This window comes from Psychrobacter sp. DD43, from assembly GCF_904846555.1.
Lineage (GTDB): Bacteria > Pseudomonadota > Gammaproteobacteria > Pseudomonadales > Moraxellaceae > Psychrobacter > Psychrobacter cryohalolentis.
This window is the reverse complement of the sequence record NZ_CAJHBE010000021.1, coordinates 25,400-42,622: the sequence shown is the minus strand read 5'-3', so window position 1 is coordinate 42,622 and position 17,223 is coordinate 25,400. Positions and strand designations below refer to the sequence as shown.

Genomic DNA, 17,223 nt, shown 5'->3' with positions numbered 1-17,223 from the left:
CCTCTATCACCTAGGAGAGAAACCATGAGTAATATCCCAGCAGAACTAAAATACATCGCCAGCCACGAGTGGTTACGCTTAGAAGACGACGGTACTATCACGGTTGGTATCACTGATCATGCTCAAGACCTATTGGGTGACGTAGTATTTGTTGAATTGCCAGACGTGGGTGACATCATCGCTGTTGATGACGAAATCTCTGTTGTTGAATCAGTAAAAGCCGCTTCTGACGTTTATGCGCCTATTTCAGGTGAAGTGGTTGCTATCAATGAAGCCTTAGAAGATGATCCAGAAATCATCAACTCTGACCCATATGGCGAAGGTTGGTTCTTCAGAATGAAGCCTGACAATATCGCTGACTATGAAGCGCTGCTAACGGCTGATGAGTACGAAAACGAGCTGTAATATCAGTCTTACACTCTCTTAAAGGCAGCATTTAACTTTAGTATTGCTGCTTTTAATATTTTTATTGATAAGACAGTCTTGATAAGATTGTCATTTATAAAATGTTTACTGATGAAAAGAAGCAACTCGACAGATACTGGCAAGCGCTGGTATCTGTGTGCTTTACTTTTAAGCCAATAATGGCAAGACCGTGTTTTCAATGCAGTATTTTCAAGACAATCAGCACTCAATTTATGACGCCCAACTGCTATCTGATTTATTCATATTAATCACTCGTCAGACACTATTGAAGATATGCAATCGATAATGCCTGAAGCTGATTACTCATTCCTCAGCATGGATCCTACTATGAATTCTAATACTGGCAATAAAGACAGTCTTGCGACGCCTAGTCACACCCCGCAGCTGCAAGCATTTTGTGAGGTGGTAGAGTCGCGCCGTTCGGTACGCCGATTTACAGATGCGCCGATACCTGACGATGTATTAGCAGACTGCCTGCGTTTGGCAATGCTTGCCCCAAACTCAAGCAATCTTCAGCCATGGGAATTTTATGTTATTGATGATGCTGGTAAGCGCAAGCGCGCAGTCAAAAACTGCATGAATCAAAACGCAGCAAAAACCTCAGCACGTTTAATTGCGGTCGTTGCTCGTACTGATGTTTGGCATGACCATGCAAAGCAAATATTGCGTGAATACCCTGATATGCCGGTGCCAAAAAAAGTCAAAGACTACTACAACAAAGTCGTTGCCTTAGATTTTTTACGTGGACCTGCTAACGTGGTATCAGTAGCCAAATGGAGCGCCATTCAAGTAGTCAGACGTATAAAGGGTCCTATAAAATCGCCTTATTATACCTTTGAAGATACCAAAAATTGGGCAACCAATAACACCGCATTAGCGGCTGGAAATCTAATGCTTGCCTTACGCGCGCATGGATTTGATAGCTGCCCGATGGGCGGTTTCGATGAGCCTGCTATGAAGCGCTTATTAAAGCTGAGTGATAATCATCATATCGTTATGATGATTGGTGCTGGGGAGCGTGCTGATAATGGCGTTTACAATACCCAGTTCCGCTTTGAGCAAGACCAATTTGTACATTACGTATAACCTGCTACTACCCTATTTTTATTATAGCCATCTCCTTTATTCCTATATTTACCAAGGATCACCATGACTATCTCTCAAAACCCAACGCTTGATACGTTTGAAGGCTTGTTCAATGAAGCCGAATTTGTTTATCGTCATCTTGGCTCTAATGATGCCAAACAAGCTGACCTGCTCAGCGCTGTTGGTTATAGCGACATGGCAAGCTTTATCAATGATACCGTGCCTGAACCAGTACGTCTGCATAAAGAATTAGATTTGCCAGTGGCGATGAGTGAGCACGCAGCGCTTGCCAAATTGCGTACCATGGCAGATGACATCACTGTTAATAAGAGCTATATCGGTCAAGGTTACTCGCCTGTGCGTATGCCAGCAGTTATTCAGCGCAACGTCCTTGAAAATCCAGGTTGGTATACCGCTTACACGCCTTATCAGGCGGAAATCGCTCAAGGTCGCCTAGAAGCCTTGCTTAACTTCCAACAAGTTTGTATCGACCTGACTGGTCTTGAGCTTGCTGGCGCCTCACTGCTTGATGAAGCAACGGCTGCTGCTGAAGCGATGGCAATGTCAAAACGTGTCAGCAAAAGTAAGTCTATGCAGTTTTTCGTTGATGACCGCGTGTATCCGCAAACGCTAGATGTGATTAATACTCGTGCCAAATATTTTGGTTGGGAAGTGGTGGTTGGTGATTTTGAACTGGCTAAATCAGGCGACTATTTCGGTGCATTATTCCAATATGTCGGTGTTGAAGGCGATGTTAAAGATTTAACAGACGTCATTGCTGCTGTGAAGAAAAACAAAACTTATGTGAGTGTCGTCAGTGACATCATGAGTTTGGTGTTACTAAAATCACCAGCTGACATGGGCGCAGACGTGGCATTGGGTAGCACGCAGCGTTTTGGTATTCCAATGGGCTTTGGTGGTCCACATGCTGCCTACTTTGCGTTCTCTGATAAAGCCAAGCGCTCAGCACCTGGTCGTATTATCGGAGTTTCAAAAGACTCACAAGGCAATACTGCCCTACGTATGGCGCTACAGACTCGTGAGCAGCATATCCGCCGTGAAAAAGCCAACTCAAACATCTGTACCTCACAAGTACTATTGGCAAACCTAGCTGGTATGTATGCGGTTTATCATGGTCCAGGTGGTGTAAAGCGTATCGCTACTCGTATCCATGCATTTGCGACTGCCTTCGCTGACGTCATCAAAAACGGCAACGATAGTAATTTAAATGTGGTCCATGATCAATTCTTTGATAGCGTTGTGGTTGATTGTGGCTCAGAAAAACTTGCTAGCCAAATCTTTCAAAATGCTGACAATGTTGGTTATAACTTATGGCGTCTTGGTGAGACCAAATTAAGCGTTGCGTTCAGTGAAACCAGCGATCAGAAAGACTTTAATGTCCTAACTCAGCTTTTCGTTACTAAAGCACATGACTTACCAGAAGACGCTCGTGTCTCTCTTGATAGTGCTCATTTGCGTACTGATGCCATCTTATCGCATCCAGTATTCAACTCGCATCATACCGAGCATGAAATGCTGCGTTATTTAAAATCGCTTGAAGATAAAGATTTGGCGATGAACCGCAGTATGATTTCACTTGGTAGCTGTACCATGAAATTGAATGCCACCAGTGAGATGCTACCGATCACTTGGCCTGAATTTGCCAATGTGCATCCTTTTGCACCGCGTGACCAAGTCACAGGCTACGTTGCCATGATTGATAGCTTGCAAGAGCAATTAAAAGCCATTACCGGCTTTGATGATGTCTCTATGCAGCCAAACTCTGGCGCTTCAGGTGAATATGCAGGCTTGCTAGCGATTCGTCGTTATCATGAATCACTTGGTGAGACTGATCGTGATGTTTGCTTGATCCCTATGTCAGCGCATGGCACTAACCCTGCGACTGCTATGATGATGGGCATGAAAGTGGTCGTGGTCAAAACCGATGACAATGGCAACGTTGATATCGACGACCTAACTGCCAAATCTGAAGAACATAGCGCGCGTCTAGGTGCATTGATGATCACTTACCCATCAACGCATGGTGTGTTTGAAGAAGGTATCCGTAAAATCTGTGATCTTATCCATAAACATGGCGGTCAAGTTTATATGGATGGCGCCAATATGAATGCGCAGGTTGGCATGATGCAGCCAGCTGACGTTGGTGCTGATGTACTGCACATGAACTTGCATAAAACCTTCTGTATCCCACATGGCGGCGGCGGTCCAGGTATGGGCCCTATCGGTATGAAGGCGCATCTGGCGCCATTTATGGCCAACCATACATTGAGCCCTGTACATAATGCGCAAAAAGACTGCTCAGCAGTATCAGCAGCTCCTTATGGTTCAGCAAGCATCTTACCTATTTCATGGATGTACATTGCCATGATGGGTCGTGATGGTTTATTAAAAGCGACCGAGCTTGCGCTACTGAATGCTAACTATGTTGCCGCTGAATTAAAAGACCATTATCCTGTGCTATATACGGGTAAAAACGGTCGCGTTGCTCACGAATGTATCATCGATATTCGTCCTTTAAAAGAAGAGACGGGCATCAGTGAAAGCGATATCGCGAAACGCTTGATGGATTATGGTTTCCACTCACCAACCATGAGTTTCCCAGTAGCGGGCACCTTGATGATTGAGCCGACAGAATCAGAGTCAAAAGAAGAGCTTGATCGCTTTATCAGTGCTCTAAAATCTATTAAAGCGGAAGCGCTGAAAGCCAAAGCGGGCGAAGACAACTGGACGTTAGAGAACAATCCATTGGTCAATGCCCCGCATACAGCTGCTATGGTAATTGACGGCGAATGGACCTATCCATACAGCCGTGAGACAGCAGCATTCCCACTGCCTTATATCCGCACCAATAAGTTCTGGCCAAGTGTGGCTCGTGTCGATGACGCTTATGGTGATAAAAACCTCATGTGTTCTTGCCCCAGTATCGAAAACTATATGTAGTCTCAGTTTTATGTAATCCTAGTTTTTGATACTTTATAAAAGATAAAAATAAACCTCCAAGTCAGTCGCTGATTTGGAGGTTTTTATTTTGCTGACAATATAGTCAGGGAAAAATAATATCGATACATCAAGTACTGCTGATATTCATTTTTCTTGCTTGCTGTGCCTGCGCAGACAGAGGCTGCAAAAAATTTATACCAGCAGTACTGTAGCGTTTTTGAGATATTTTAACTATATTAAGCGCTATAATAAAATGGCTATTAATCTATTCACATCATTCACTTGGTTAGAATTAACTATGCAGAAAAACAATCTTGTCATTCTTATTCATGGACTGCATCACGCGCCATTTATTATGCGCCCATTGGCCAAACGCTTGCAAGCACAAGGGTTTAATACCCATCAATTTGGCTATCGTAGTATGCGAGATGGTATTAAAACCAATAGTCATCGGCTTAACAAATGGCTTGAAGAAAATCATGATCCTGATCAACCAATAGATTTGGTCGGTCATAGTTTGGGCGGTTTGATTATTCGTGATTTTGTCACTCAGTATCTCAAGTGGCAGATTGGACGTTGCGTCACACTAGGTACGCCGCATATGGGTAGCATTTGCGCAGATTATCTTTGGCATTTGGCGCCAGCGGTAGTCGGGCGTTCATACGTTGATGCGCTAGATGGTACTGTTGCATTATTACCAAAACACATTGAGCTTGGCGTGATTGCTGGCAATCGCCCTTATGGTATGGGACAGTTATTTTTGCATCATCATAACCGTAAGCTGCGTAAAGCAGATGTACCACCACTGAAGCAGCATCTCATCCATGATGGCACAGTATATGTAGAAGAAACCAAACTTGAAGCTGCTACAGACCATTTAATCCTGCCAGTCTCGCATACCAGCATGTTGATTAATAAAGAGGTCGCCAAACAGACCATATATTTTTTACAGCACGGTCAATTTGAACGCAGATAAGTGTCAGACGTTAAACAGTAATGCCCATACCTTGCTGCAGCTCAGTTTTGTGCTGTTTAATCACAGGTATTAAGGTATCCATGACCCACTCGTTGCGCCAGCCTTTTAAGCCTTCTGGCAGCTCGCTGATATCTTTGTCAAAGGCAATCACTTCATATAATTGCCCAAGCCATTTTTTACGCATCAAGACATTGGCAGGTACGACAATAGCTTCTGCTTGATCATCTATGGCTTGTTGCACCGCTTTTGACAACACTTTATTTTTTGAGCGATACGGCGGCAGTAGGCAATCAGGGTACTCAGCCGGATGCAGGTTTTTTGCATCCTTGATCACTTTTAGCAGCTCTTCGCCATATAGCCTTAGCATGCTACGGTGCATGGTGGTTTTGTGCGCAAGCTCGCGCATCGTGTTCGGTTTTTCAGTGATAATCTCACGCACCGCTTGCTTTTTTATCACAAACGTACGCGGCTGATTGGTCGAACGCGCAAGCTCTTCACGCCATGTCGCTACCGCCTGCAATATTGCCATTTGCTCAGAGGTATAGCGATAATCTGCCATGGTCAGATACATCGCCTCGTCCTCAACATTCTGCGCATTATATAAGTCGTTAGCATAAAGCTGACAGTCTTCCCAGACATACTCATAGAGACCTTGTGATTTTAGAGCATATTCAAGGCTTAAATAAAGCGCTGGCAAAAAGCGCACATCATCAATCGCATATTGCTCTTGCTCATCAGATAATGGACGCTGTAACCAATCTGATTGACTTTGTTCTTTATCGATGTGCATATCGAGCTGCTCATCAAGCGCCTGCTGATAGCCCATCTGTAATTGTCCCGTCAAATAAGACAAAGCGATTTGCGTATCAAATATATTGCTCAGTGGCGGGCAGCCGGACAACAGATAAAATATGCCTAAATCTTCACCACAAGCATGCCAGATAGCCACATCAACTTTCATAAGTGCTTGCCATAGCTCACTCAGTTGCAACTGCGGCGCATCTAATAAATATACATGATTGCCAGTATTGAGCTGTACTAGTGCCAAGCGTGGATAGTAAGTATCACGCTTGATAAACTCGGTATCCAATGCCACGCGCCCGCAAGTGGCCAATGCATCAATCACTTCATCCAACTGGCCCTGCTTACGCACCCAAGTGATGGCAACCTCATCAGCGATATCTAATAATGCATCGATATCCGGCTCTACTGGCAAGTCTACCAATTCGGCTGTATTGGCTGTCTGGTATACTGCGTCAGTAGCAAGGGTATTTTGAGGGTTTGATTCGGTTGGAGCAGTGTTAGACACGGGCAGATACCTGCATTGATAAAAGGAGATAAAACGCCAAAGCACGTCTTAATAAAATTAAAAGAGAAAATAATAAAAGCAATTATAACCACATCATCGAACAAAATGCGCAAGATTTTAATACGATAAAGATAAGATGGCTATAAAAAGGAGCGGTTTTGCATCGCTTGTCCTAGCGTCATGCTATCAAGATACTCAAGCTCACCGCCCATCGGGACGCCTTGCGCCAAACGCGTGACTTTATTGACATGACGGCTGACCGCTTCGCTAATAAAATGCGCGGTGGTTTGCCCCTCAACTGTCGTCCCAGTCGCCAATATCAACTCCTCAACAGGCTCTTGCTTGACGCGCCAGACCAATTGCTCAATATTTAAATCATCGGCGCTAATGCCATCAATCGGTGATAAGTGACCACCTAACACAAAATAACGCCCACGATAGCCTGCCGTCTGCTCTATCGCCATCACGTCAGCTGCAGTCTCAACCACGCATAGCAATGCATCATCACGCCTAGGATCTTGGCATAATGGGCAAACAGCCTCATCGCTAAAGCTATGGCAGCGCTGACATTCGACGATATCACGCATCGCTTCATCAAGCGCTTGAGCAAGTGCCATGCCTTGTGGGCGTTTTTTGGTGAGCAGATGCAGCGCCATACGTTGAGCGCTTTTTTGACCAACGCCCGGCAAGATACGCAACTGTTTGACCAGCTGATCAAATTTGGCTGTCAGCAAAGTGATGTCCTTTGTTTATAAATCATAGCTATGAAAATGGGGTCGTATCATGTCGATAACAACCCCATTTTTCTTTAATATGTCGCCTTTAGCGTTTAAGAACCAGCTACTTAGAACATGCCTTGCATACCTGGTGGCAAGCCCATACCTGAAGTCGCACCAGCCATGGTTTCTTCATATAGCGCATCTGCTTGGCGCACCGCGTCATTGATAGCAGCAGCGATAAGATCTTCGATCATATCTGGCTCATCTTCTAATAAGCTTGGATCAATGGTCAAGCGCTTAACCACATGACGACCCGTCATGGTTACTTTTACCAGACCACTGCCCGCTTCTGCATGCACTTCTTTATTGCCAAGCTCTTTTTTAGCATTTTCGACGTTTGCTTCGACTTTCTTTTGCATGGTTTGTGCTTGTTGCATCAATGCTTGGATATTCATAGTTGCCTCTTGGTTTTTTAATAATAAATAATGGGGGTTTTGATAATAAAAAATAAAATACTAATAGCAATTATACCGTTATCTTTACAAACTGTCTAAACCACGCGCCAAATCTTTGATGATATCTTCTACATCTTCTAGACCGACCGACAGACGAATCAGACCGTCTTTTACGCCTGCTTCTGCGCGCTCTTGGGCGCTCAAACGAAAATGGGTCGTTGTTGCAGGATGGGTAATCGTTGTTTTCGCATCACCCAAATTATTGGTGATAGAGACCATTTGAGTTGAATCAATGACATGCCATGCGGCAGATTTTGAATCACGCGTCTCTGATGGCTGCACTTCAAAACCCATAATTGCTCCAAAGCCGTCTTTCATATGATGCTGACGTTTGGTCAACTCATGCGATGGATGGTCGCTCAAGCCTGAAAAGTGTACGGTGCTGACATTGGGATGATTAACCAAAAACTTTGCCACTTGATTGGCATTACTACAATGCGCTTGCATACGTAATTTAAGTGTTTCAAGTCCTTTGGTAAAGACCCAAGCATTAAAAGGGCTCATGCTGATACCGCCTGAACGTATGACGGTAAACGCTTCTTGCATCAGCTTATCGCTACCGACTAACGCGCCACCAAGTACTCGACCCTGACCGTCTAAGTATTTGGTTGCAGAATGAATCACCACATCGGCACCCAAATCAAGCGGACGTTGCAAAGCTGGGGTGGCAAAGCAGTTGTCAACGACCAAGAGTATATCATTGGCTTTACATAGCTGGCTTAAAAAGCCAATATCACAAATCTGTGCCAATGGATTACTGGGGCTTTCGCAATAAATCACCTTGGTATTTGGTTGAACAGCATTTGCCCATGCGTCATTGTCGAAACAATCAACGTAACTGACTTCTACACCAAACTTTGCCATATAGTTATTAAACAGACCAATAGAGGAGCCAAATAGCTGATTAGCAGCAAGTAAATGGTCACCGGCTTTTAAGTACGCCAAACACATGGTCAAAATCGCACCCATGCCAGAGGCTGTTGCGACTGCACGCTCACCATTTTCAAGTGCTGCTAAACGGCGCTCAAAGGTACGTACGCTTGGATTGGTATGACGTGAGTAGACATTGCCCGTTTTAGTGCCATCAAAATGACTGGCAGCATCAGCTGCTGAGCTATATACATAAGAGCTGGTCGTAAAAATAGCTTCTGAATGTTCGCCCTCATCGGTACGATGCTGACCTGCACGTACTGCAATGGTTTGCATACCATAATCGAGTTCTAAATCCAGTGCATCATTGCACCAGTTTGCATCCAAGCCGTTTATATTGTCTTTATTTTGCGGTTGACTCATAAAGTTTCCATTGCCTTGATTGTTATTTATAATAGCGTTTATTTTTGATTATAAACATCACGCATTCGCGTTATCATATCATGATAAATTATTCCAAGCAGCAGCTTCAAAGCAGCAGTTTTCAGCGCTGACTGTCCATTATTTTGCCTAACGTATCACTTATTAGAAATAAGAAGCAAAAATTGTGCTACCTAGATCCAATAAGAACAATATCTAATACAGGCAATATTTTATAAAAGTAACGTATTTATAATAGGCACAGATGCCGACACCTGATAAGCTTAGCGGCGATTTAAACTTTGCCTTAGGCGATATTATCATATGCCTTATAATCAGTGTTATTATCTGCAAAACCACCAAGAAATCCATACATATTTTTTGGCAACTTCTCCATTATATAAAGGCTCACTAAGGTAATTTATTTATGTCGATGTTCAGTATAGAACCCAGCAACTTATCGTTGAGCCTGACACTCGGTCTCACCTTAGGTCTTAGTGGATGCCAAAGCTTACCCAAGCAGCCGCACTTGCCTGAAAGCCAAGCACTATCTGCACGGGTCAATGCTTTATACCAATCGGACATCAGCAAACAAGCTGAAATAGAAAAAGACGCCCAAAAAGAGGGCGATCCTATAAATACTACGACTGTCAGCACAGACCTTGCTACCCCAAACACGGATAGTCTTGATTTGGTTGCTGCCATCAGTCAACAGAGTGAGATTCACCCTGATTTATCAGGCTATCATCCAATTGTGACGGGCGCCAATGCTTTTGCCTCACGCAGTATATTGACAGGTATGGCAACGCGCAATATCGATGCCCAGTACTATATCTGGCACGATGATCAAGCCGGTCAGCTGATGCTCAAAGACTTATGGGATGCGGCGGAACGCGGCGTGATTGTACGTTTACTGCTCGATGATTTTAATAATAATGCTAAGTTTGATCAGCATTTACTGCGTTTTGCCAGTCACCCTAATATTGCTGTGCGTATTATCAATCCACTCATGCATCGTAAATTTCAGACTTTAAATTTTGTCACCGGTTTGCCACGTATCAATAGACGCATGCACAATAAAAGCATGATTTTTGATAAACAAATCACCATCATTGGTGGTCGTAATATCGGTGATGAATACCTAAGCAATGATAAAAGCAGTCAGTTCGCAGATTTGGATGTACTATTGATTGGTAAAGTGGTGGCAGATATTGACAATAGCTTTGCCAGCTACTGGTCAGCACCAATATCATTCGATATTCAAACCTTAGCGACTCTTGATAAAGGAGAGACGACTGACTTCGTACAAGGGCTCGATAAGTTAAAAGCCGATGAGAAAAGTAGTAGCAGTGGCAGTTTATCAGTGTATAAAGCAGCCATTGAAGACTCCTCTATCGATACGGATTTGATTAATAAACGAGTGCCGTTTCGCTGGACGGACATGCAGTTCTTGAGTGATGACGTCGGCAAATTGACCAAAACCGTGCCAGCAGACACCAATCTGGTGCATCAGCTGCGCACTTTGCTTGGTAGTCCATCAAAGAAACTGACTATTATCTCCTCCTACTTTGTACCGACCAAAGACGGTGTTAATACGTTGGTCTCATTAGCAGAATCTGGTATCGAAATCAAAATTCTCACCAATTCATTTGATGCAACCGACGTAACGGCAGTACATTCTGGCTATAGCCAATGGCGTCCTAGTTTACTGCGCGCGGGAGTCAAGATTTATGAGCTAAAATCAACCGCTTCTGAAGAAAAGCGCGAAAACAAACTTTGGAAAGCGCGTAGCCAATCTTCAACCAGTTTACATGCAAAAGCTTTCGCCGTTGATGACTATCAAGTATTCATTGGCTCATATAATGTTGACCCGCGCTCGGCTAATATCAATACTGAGATGGGCGTGATTATCAATGATGAGGAGCTTGCGACTCAGTTGCATGGTGCATTGAGCGATGACTTACTAAACCAAGCGTATGAAGTGAAGTTACTAGAAAACGGTGATTTACAATGGCATACCATGGAAAAAGATAAGAAAGTCATTTATGATTCAGAGCCGCGCGTCGATATCAGCGACCACGTTTGGCTGACCATCATGTCATGGCTACCTATTGATTGGCTTCTATAGGTATTTGCCGATAAAGGCGGAAGTTGAGTAAAGCTTAGGCTCAATGCTTAACTTTGAATTTATAGCCATATTTCACCCGAACACCCTTATTTCTACGATGAATCATTAGCAATGATGGTTTGTCGTTTTTTATTATAGAGAGTTATTTAGATAATAACCCTCTTAACGAATACCTTAATATGTGGATGCACGACCTATTATGCCTTCTCGTTCTCAATATGCACTCATGACGTCTAAAGATAGAAATATGGTCTTATTTACCTGCTATAGCAGTGCAATAGCATTTTTTGACTTTTTAATATATCTTTATCTTGCAGAGGTGATGGCAGCGACTATGTTTCCTGTCAGCTCCGATCCCAACACTGCAAAGATACAGGGACTTGCACTGTTTGCCATTGGTTATGTTGCACGTCCACTCGGTGGTGTTATCTTTGGACGTTATGGCGATATCAAAGGTCGCAAGCCTTTATTATTGATTAGTATCTTGGTCACGGCAGCAAGCTTATTCGCGATGGGGTGCCTACCTACTTATGCACAGTGGGGTTTGGCAGCGCCAGCATTGTTTATCGTCTTGCGAATCATACATGGCATGGCATACGGTCTTTATGTGCCACTTTCTTGGGTGTTTGTCGCAGAGCACGTGCCGCGCCAATATCTGTCTGTAGGCTGTAGCTACGTTACTGCAAGCTTTTTTGTGGGCGTTTTATTTTCTAATGCTTTTTTTCTCTGGTTAAACAGTACGTTGACCACTGAGCAATTGGCAGATTATGGCTGGCGTTTGCCCTTCTTTATCGCAGCTATCCTGACGGTCTTACCGCTCCTTGCCTGGCGATGGATAGAAGAAACACCGTTTTTCACTCAGATGAAAAGTTCAAGACCCAGTGATTATGTTGCTAAGCCTTTTACAACCCTATTTAAGCATTGTAAACATGCTATCTTTATTGGTCTTGTTCTCACTTTAATTGCCTCAAGTATTACCACAGTCGTTGTTATTTTACTGCCTGATTTGATTGAATTACGTTTTACACTTGATACTGACTTGTTTGGATTCTCGCACAGTCTTGGCATCGTCTTTATGATTTTTGGTTGTGTCTTTTATGGCATCATCTCTAACCATCAGAACTTTGGCAAAATCTTGATGATAGGCTCTATTATTTTGATCGCTCAAATGCTCGCCTTCTTCTATCATTTAGAGGCTAGTGGCGACTATATCCTTATTATGTATGCGCTTTTGGGGTTTTGTGCGGGTATTGTCGGCATGATACCTGCCATCTTGATTCAGCTATTTCCTACCAATGTGCGACTCACCGGAATGGCTTTTTGCTATAATGTCACTTATGGTATTGTTGGGGTATTGATACCGTTCGGGCTTGGCTACGCCACTTTATATGTGAGCTTTTCTCCTGCACTCTATATCGTCTTTATCGGTTTTATTGCCATAATTATGGGGATTTATTTTTATAATCTGCCTGAACTCAAAAGAATCAATCAGGTCATTTAGTAATATTTTATCCAAATAGGCTGATGTTTTATCCGCCTATTGATTATAGATTCACAAGCCCTTATAAGTGATTCGCAAACTGGCGCATACACCATAAGCATTTAGCATATACATCTTTAAAAATTTCTAAAAAATTAAGGCTTAACCACTATGGTTGATATGACCAACAAACGTCTTTCGGTTGCCCCTATGATTGATTGGACGACTACAGATTATCGTTATTTTGCCCGTATTTTTAACCCACATGTCTATTTGTATACTGAGATGATTAGTACAGGCGCGCTGATACATGGTAATCGCGCGCGGCATCTGCGCTTTGATGACCTTGAACACCCTCTAGTACTGCAACTTGGTGGCGCAGATATAACTGAGATGACGCAGTGTGCAGAATTTGCTCAGCAGTATGGTTATGATGAGGTCAATATTAATGTGGGCTGCCCCTCTGATCGTGTACAGCATAATAAGATTGGTGCTTGCCTAATGGCAGAACCCAATACGGTTGCAGATTTGGTCAAGCATATGCAAGCAGCTATCGATATCCCAGTGACGGTCAAACATCGTATCGGCATTGATGACTTTGACAGTTATGAATTTATGGCGGATTTTGTGCAGACAGTGGCAGCAGGTGGTTGTACACGCTTTATCGTTCATGCGCGTACGGCGTGGCTACAAGGCTTGAGCCCAAAGCAAAATCGTGAAATACCACCGCTACGCTATGAGGATGTTTATCGGCTTAAACAAGATTTCCCAACGCTTGATATTGAGATTAATGGTGGGATTGAGAGCATCGCTGATATTGAGGCACACCTTAAGCATATCGATGGCGTCATGATAGGACGTGCCTTTTATCATAACCCGTATCTGCTTGCCGAAGCTAATAGCTTATGGGACGACCCTATTCCTAGGCGTTCAGATATACTAGCGCAGCTGTATCCTTATTTAGAGGAGCAAATAGCTAAAGGGGAAGCGCTTCCAACGATGACTCGGCACTATTTAGGATTATTTCAAGGGCTGATGGGTGCGCGCAAATGGCGTCAAGCATTGAGCGGTAAGCCTCAATTGACCATCGATGATATCAAGCACGCGGCGACTGAAGTATTAGCCCTTAACCCTGATGCCTGATGCCTGATGCCTGATGCCTGATGCCTGATGAAACCTACTATTAAATAACAATGCATACGGCGTAAGTATTAATTATCAGATATTCACTGTTATTCTTTATGCTACTTGCGCCAAATACTGCCACATAGCCGCGCCGTTATTTATAATATGTAATAACATGGGCAATATCAGCGAGCCTGATTTGATACGCGCATAGCAAAATAGTAATGCTAACACCACGATGGTACTGATCTCGTAAATTCCATATTGCAAATGAATGACCGCAAATATCAAACTGGTCACTAGACTTGCTACGATTGCCCCGCGATATTCTGTATCAGGTGGCGAGGTGAATTGCTCTGCAATCGCCGACCACAATATGCCACGAAATATGAGTTCTTCATAAATGGGCGCGACGATAACCATCGCAAAAATAAGTAGCCATACTGAGCTGACAGACTGATATAAAGGATCTACAAACGCCAACGGTGATTTATCAAGCATATACGTCAATGCCTGACTGCCAATCATAAATATTAACAGCAGCCCTATCATGCCCATACCGACCGCCAATGAGAACGGTCTTAATGCCAAATACTGCTTTAAATTGCCGCCTCTCACGCGTATAACCAACGCACTGATTGCCACTAATAACACGCAGCCTATCATGATAGAAATACTGACAACCGTTCCATCATTGCTGCCAAAAAAGAAAATATCGCCGACCGTTGCGCTTTTGGCAGTTGGTAATACCAGTTTGCCAGCGATGTAAATCCCGATCAATTGACTGATAAAGAAAAAAACCACCATGCCTATGATAAGCAGTAAAGTGCCTAAGCATGTGAATAAAGGCTGAGGATGTATGACAACTTTGTTGTTTTCAGCGGTGCTCTTATTTGGCATTCGCATTGACATAATAGGTTTACTCGAAAAGATACTGAAGCATTACTTAAAAACTGCTCACAAAGACAATCAGTTTAGCGTAAGGAAATTGATTAAAAACAAAGTCTGTTGTTATTTGGCAGATAACTGTTTTTCAATCAATGCTAATACCTGCTCTGACACAGACTCTGGATGCTCAAGTGGAAACATATGACCGCCCGCATGAGTAATATAAGGAATACGTAAGCGCGACTTTATTTGTTGCGGGAATCGACGTTTTAAAAAGATACTGTCCTCACCAATAATCAAGGTAACTGGCACTTTAGGGGCTCGATTTGGGGTCAACCAATACCAAGAAGGGTTGGTGCGAAAGACGGCGACTTCACTGGCTTTTGGAATCGCCAAGGTAACTTTACCATCGGCACGCTCATGCAGACCATGCTCAATATAACCTTGAAAACTGCGCTCAGTAAAATCTTTAAAAAATCCTTTATGGCGCAGTTTGTCATACGCATCTTCTCGGCTATCCCATACGTCACGGCGATGCTTAGACACGCCAGCTGGCGATAGCTTATCCATCAAACGATTATTCATCAATGGCAATCGATCTGCTGTCTTGGCAAGATGCCATAGCAAGCTAACTTTGCCATAAATCCATGGTGGATCCATCAGAACGGCTTGCGAAAAGTACTCAGGTGCACGGTACAACGCTTGCAAGGTACACATGGCACCAAGCGAATGCCCGACGGCTACGACTTGCTTAACGCCATGTTTTTTACAGGTATCTTTGACGCTATCGACAATCTGCTGCGTGAGACTTCGCCATTGGTTATCGACCGGATAATCAGGCGTATCGCCTAACATGGAGATATATTCAATAGTAAAAAATTCAGCCAATTTCTCAAAAAACGGCTCATAGACAGGACTTGGCATTCCATTGGCATGAGCAAAATGGATGACTGGTTTTTGGGTTATTTTCGATATCGGTAAGGACGCAAAAGACTGCAAATTGACTTCACTCATGACACATTCTCATTAGTTGTTATAATGGTTTGTATTGTATTTATGGTTTTAAATGCTAGATAGCGACACATAAATAAGGCTGAGCGTAATCATACGCTCAGCCTTAACAATCATACACGGTAACGCTAAAAATTAAAGTCTATTAACGCATCTGCGCGTTGCCTTCTTCTGATGGCAAGAGATCAAGATTGATGCTTGAACCCACACCTGCGCCCAATTTAACGGCGAAGCGATCCATAAATAATTGGAACGGATCACTTGGCGTATAATTAACCACGTTATTTAATTTAAGCTGCTTCTCTAAACTTGAGATACTGCCTTTTTTGTCCGCCAAGCCAAGCTCGATAGATTGCTCACCTGTCCAAAACAGTCCCGAAAACAGCTTATTTTGTTCAGGATTTTTTAAACGATCGCCACGACCTTCTTTTACGGCATTGATAAAATGCTTATGAGTATTGTCTAGCACTTTTTCAACATGCTTTTCTTCATAATCCGTTAGGGGACGTGACAGGCTCAAGATATCTTTATATTCACCTGCTGTAATGGTGCGATCTTCTACGCCGACCTTGTCCATCAAGCCTTTTACATTATAGCTTGGCATAATGACGCCGATCGAACCGACTAGGCTTGATGGGTTGACATAAATCTCATCAGCCGCTGATGCGATATAATACGCGCCAGAAGCACCCATATCGCCAATCACTGCATAAAGCTTTTTATCTGGATATTCTTTACGCAAATCCATCATAGTCTGCCAGATTTCATCTGACTGTACAGGCGAACCACCCGGTGAGTTGATATCGAGCGCCACTGCCTTTGAGTTACTGTTTTTAAAGGCGCGTGTGAGCGCATCATTGACATCATAAGCATTAGCGACATCACCACTGCTAATAGTTCCTTGAAGCTCAACCACTGCCAAATGCGGCTTACTGGTATCTATACCATCAAGACCAGTGGGTGCTTCAGTACTACAGCTACGACCAATCGTCAAAAATATCAATAAAATATAGCCAAAGGTCAGTAGCTTAAAGAAAATACTCCAACGACGGGCACGGCGTTGCTCGACCACGCTTGCTAATAAAGTATTTTCAATCAGTCGCCATTCTTGCCCGCTCGGCTGGTTTGACTGCTGCATCGGTGCTGGCTGATTTGCCGAATTATCAGGACGTTTGTTAGGGTCTGGCGGCCAGTTGGGCATATAACTTCCTAAGTAGAAACAATGTAAAACGATAAAAGACAGATTATATAAACTTACGACAGAAAATTCGAGATTCTTACTGTTTAAGTTTTCTGTATGAATAGGTGG

The 17,223-nt window shown here is 43.3% G+C and carries 14 protein-coding genes; 7 read left to right on the top strand and 7 right to left on the bottom strand.

The features are described 5' to 3' along the window. The first annotated feature begins 24 nt into the window (after positions 1-24). The 4 genes from gcvH to JMX89_RS10900 all read left to right on the top strand — a co-directional run bounded on the left by gcvH (position 25) and on the right by JMX89_RS10900 (position 5,449). Positions 25-405: a glycine cleavage system protein GcvH gene (gcvH, locus tag JMX89_RS10915; RefSeq protein ID WP_011280078.1), complete on the top strand. Its 381-nt coding sequence runs from the start codon at positions 25-27 to the stop codon at positions 403-405. Positions 406-753: 348 nt separating this feature from the next. Continuing rightward, positions 754-1,512: a nitroreductase family protein gene (locus JMX89_RS10910; protein WP_020443086.1), complete on the top strand. Its 759-nt coding sequence runs from the start codon at positions 754-756 to the stop codon at positions 1,510-1,512. Positions 1,513-1,575: 63 nt separating this feature from the next. Next, entirely contained in the window at positions 1,576-4,473 is a 2,898-nt protein-coding gene (gene gcvP, locus JMX89_RS10905) for an aminomethyl-transferring glycine dehydrogenase (RefSeq protein ID WP_201532433.1), read from the top strand. Between the two features lie 298 nt (positions 4,474-4,771). Continuing rightward, positions 4,772-5,449 (top strand): esterase/lipase family protein, encoded by a 678-nt coding sequence (locus JMX89_RS10900; protein WP_201551546.1) that lies wholly within the window; start codon positions 4,772-4,774, stop codon positions 5,447-5,449. Between the two features lie 10 nt (positions 5,450-5,459). Here the strand turns inward: JMX89_RS10900 and JMX89_RS10895 are convergent, their stop codons facing one another. The 4 genes from JMX89_RS10895 to JMX89_RS10880 form a co-directional block, all read right to left on the bottom strand. After that, complete coding sequence (locus tag JMX89_RS10895) at positions 5,460-6,758, bottom strand: ribonuclease D (RefSeq protein ID WP_201551544.1); 1,299 nt, start codon at positions 6,756-6,758, stop codon at positions 5,460-5,462. Between the two features lie 140 nt (positions 6,759-6,898). Beyond that, complete coding sequence (recR, locus tag JMX89_RS10890) at positions 6,899-7,492, bottom strand: recombination mediator RecR (protein ID WP_020443082.1); 594 nt, start codon at positions 7,490-7,492, stop codon at positions 6,899-6,901. Positions 7,493-7,602: 110 nt separating this feature from the next. Next, positions 7,603-7,932, bottom strand: a complete 330-nt coding sequence (locus JMX89_RS10885) for a YbaB/EbfC family nucleoid-associated protein (protein ID WP_011513146.1) — start codon at positions 7,930-7,932, stop codon at positions 7,603-7,605. An 84-nt stretch (positions 7,933-8,016) separates the two neighbouring features. After that, positions 8,017-9,285, bottom strand: a complete 1,269-nt coding sequence (locus JMX89_RS10880; RefSeq protein WP_133105314.1) for an O-succinylhomoserine sulfhydrylase — start codon at positions 9,283-9,285, stop codon at positions 8,017-8,019. Between the two features lie 424 nt (positions 9,286-9,709). Here JMX89_RS10880 and JMX89_RS10875 point away from each other — a divergent pair, with 424 nt between their 5' ends. From JMX89_RS10875 to dusA, 3 genes are all read left to right on the top strand, one after another. Continuing rightward, on the top strand, positions 9,710-11,410 hold the full coding sequence (locus JMX89_RS10875) for a phospholipase D family protein (protein WP_201551542.1): 1,701 nt from the start codon (positions 9,710-9,712) through the stop codon (positions 11,408-11,410). A 199-nt stretch (positions 11,411-11,609) separates the two neighbouring features. Further along, complete coding sequence (locus tag JMX89_RS10870; RefSeq protein ID WP_201551540.1) at positions 11,610-12,911, top strand: MFS transporter; 1,302 nt, start codon at positions 11,610-11,612, stop codon at positions 12,909-12,911. 150 nt (positions 12,912-13,061) lie between these two features. After that, a complete protein-coding gene (gene dusA, locus JMX89_RS10865; protein ID WP_201551538.1) occupies positions 13,062-14,033 on the top strand; it encodes a tRNA dihydrouridine(20/20a) synthase DusA in 972 nt (323 codons plus the stop codon). 96 nt (positions 14,034-14,129) lie between these two features. On the opposite strand, the gene JMX89_RS10860 is transcribed toward dusA, so the two are convergent. From JMX89_RS10860 to sppA, 3 genes are all read right to left on the bottom strand, one after another. Further along, positions 14,130-14,915 (bottom strand): CPBP family intramembrane glutamic endopeptidase, encoded by a 786-nt coding sequence (locus tag JMX89_RS10860; protein ID WP_263240372.1) that lies wholly within the window; start codon positions 14,913-14,915, stop codon positions 14,130-14,132. Positions 14,916-15,026: 111 nt separating this feature from the next. Beyond that, positions 15,027-15,917, bottom strand: a complete 891-nt coding sequence (locus JMX89_RS10855) for an alpha/beta fold hydrolase (protein ID WP_201551534.1) — start codon at positions 15,915-15,917, stop codon at positions 15,027-15,029. 142 nt (positions 15,918-16,059) lie between these two features. Next, positions 16,060-17,115 carry a signal peptide peptidase SppA gene (sppA, locus tag JMX89_RS10850; RefSeq protein ID WP_020443076.1) on the bottom strand — a complete coding sequence of 352 codons (1,056 nt, stop codon included), beginning with the start codon at positions 17,113-17,115 and terminating at the stop codon, positions 16,060-16,062. Positions 17,116-17,223 lie beyond the last annotated feature (108 nt).

Excerpts from the sequence above, each read along its gene's own strand:
- JMX89_RS10870 (WP_201551540.1), top strand. The coding sequence starts at position 11,610 with ATGCCTTCTCGTTCTCAATATGCACTCATGACGTCTAAAGATAGAAAT.
- JMX89_RS10885 (WP_011513146.1), bottom strand. The coding sequence starts at position 7,932 with ATGAATATCCAAGCATTGATGCAACAAGCACAAACCATGCAAAAGAAA.
- sppA (WP_020443076.1), bottom strand. The coding sequence starts at position 17,115 with ATGCCCAACTGGCCGCCAGACCCTAACAAACGTCCTGATAATTCGGCA.
- dusA (WP_201551538.1), top strand. The coding sequence starts at position 13,062 with ATGGTTGATATGACCAACAAACGTCTTTCGGTTGCCCCTATGATTGAT.
- JMX89_RS10855 (WP_201551534.1), bottom strand. The coding sequence starts at position 15,917 with ATGAGTGAAGTCAATTTGCAGTCTTTTGCGTCCTTACCGATATCGAAA.
- JMX89_RS10860 (WP_263240372.1), bottom strand. The coding sequence starts at position 14,915 with ATGCCAAATAAGAGCACCGCTGAAAACAACAAAGTTGTCATACATCCT.
- JMX89_RS10900 (WP_201551546.1), top strand. The coding sequence starts at position 4,772 with ATGCAGAAAAACAATCTTGTCATTCTTATTCATGGACTGCATCACGCG.
- gcvH (WP_011280078.1), top strand. The coding sequence starts at position 25 with ATGAGTAATATCCCAGCAGAACTAAAATACATCGCCAGCCACGAGTGG.
- JMX89_RS10910 (WP_020443086.1), top strand. The coding sequence starts at position 754 with ATGAATTCTAATACTGGCAATAAAGACAGTCTTGCGACGCCTAGTCAC.
- JMX89_RS10875 (WP_201551542.1), top strand. The coding sequence starts at position 9,710 with ATGTCGATGTTCAGTATAGAACCCAGCAACTTATCGTTGAGCCTGACA.
- gcvP (WP_201532433.1), top strand. The coding sequence starts at position 1,576 with ATGACTATCTCTCAAAACCCAACGCTTGATACGTTTGAAGGCTTGTTC.
- JMX89_RS10880 (WP_133105314.1), bottom strand. The coding sequence starts at position 9,285 with ATGAGTCAACCGCAAAATAAAGACAATATAAACGGCTTGGATGCAAAC.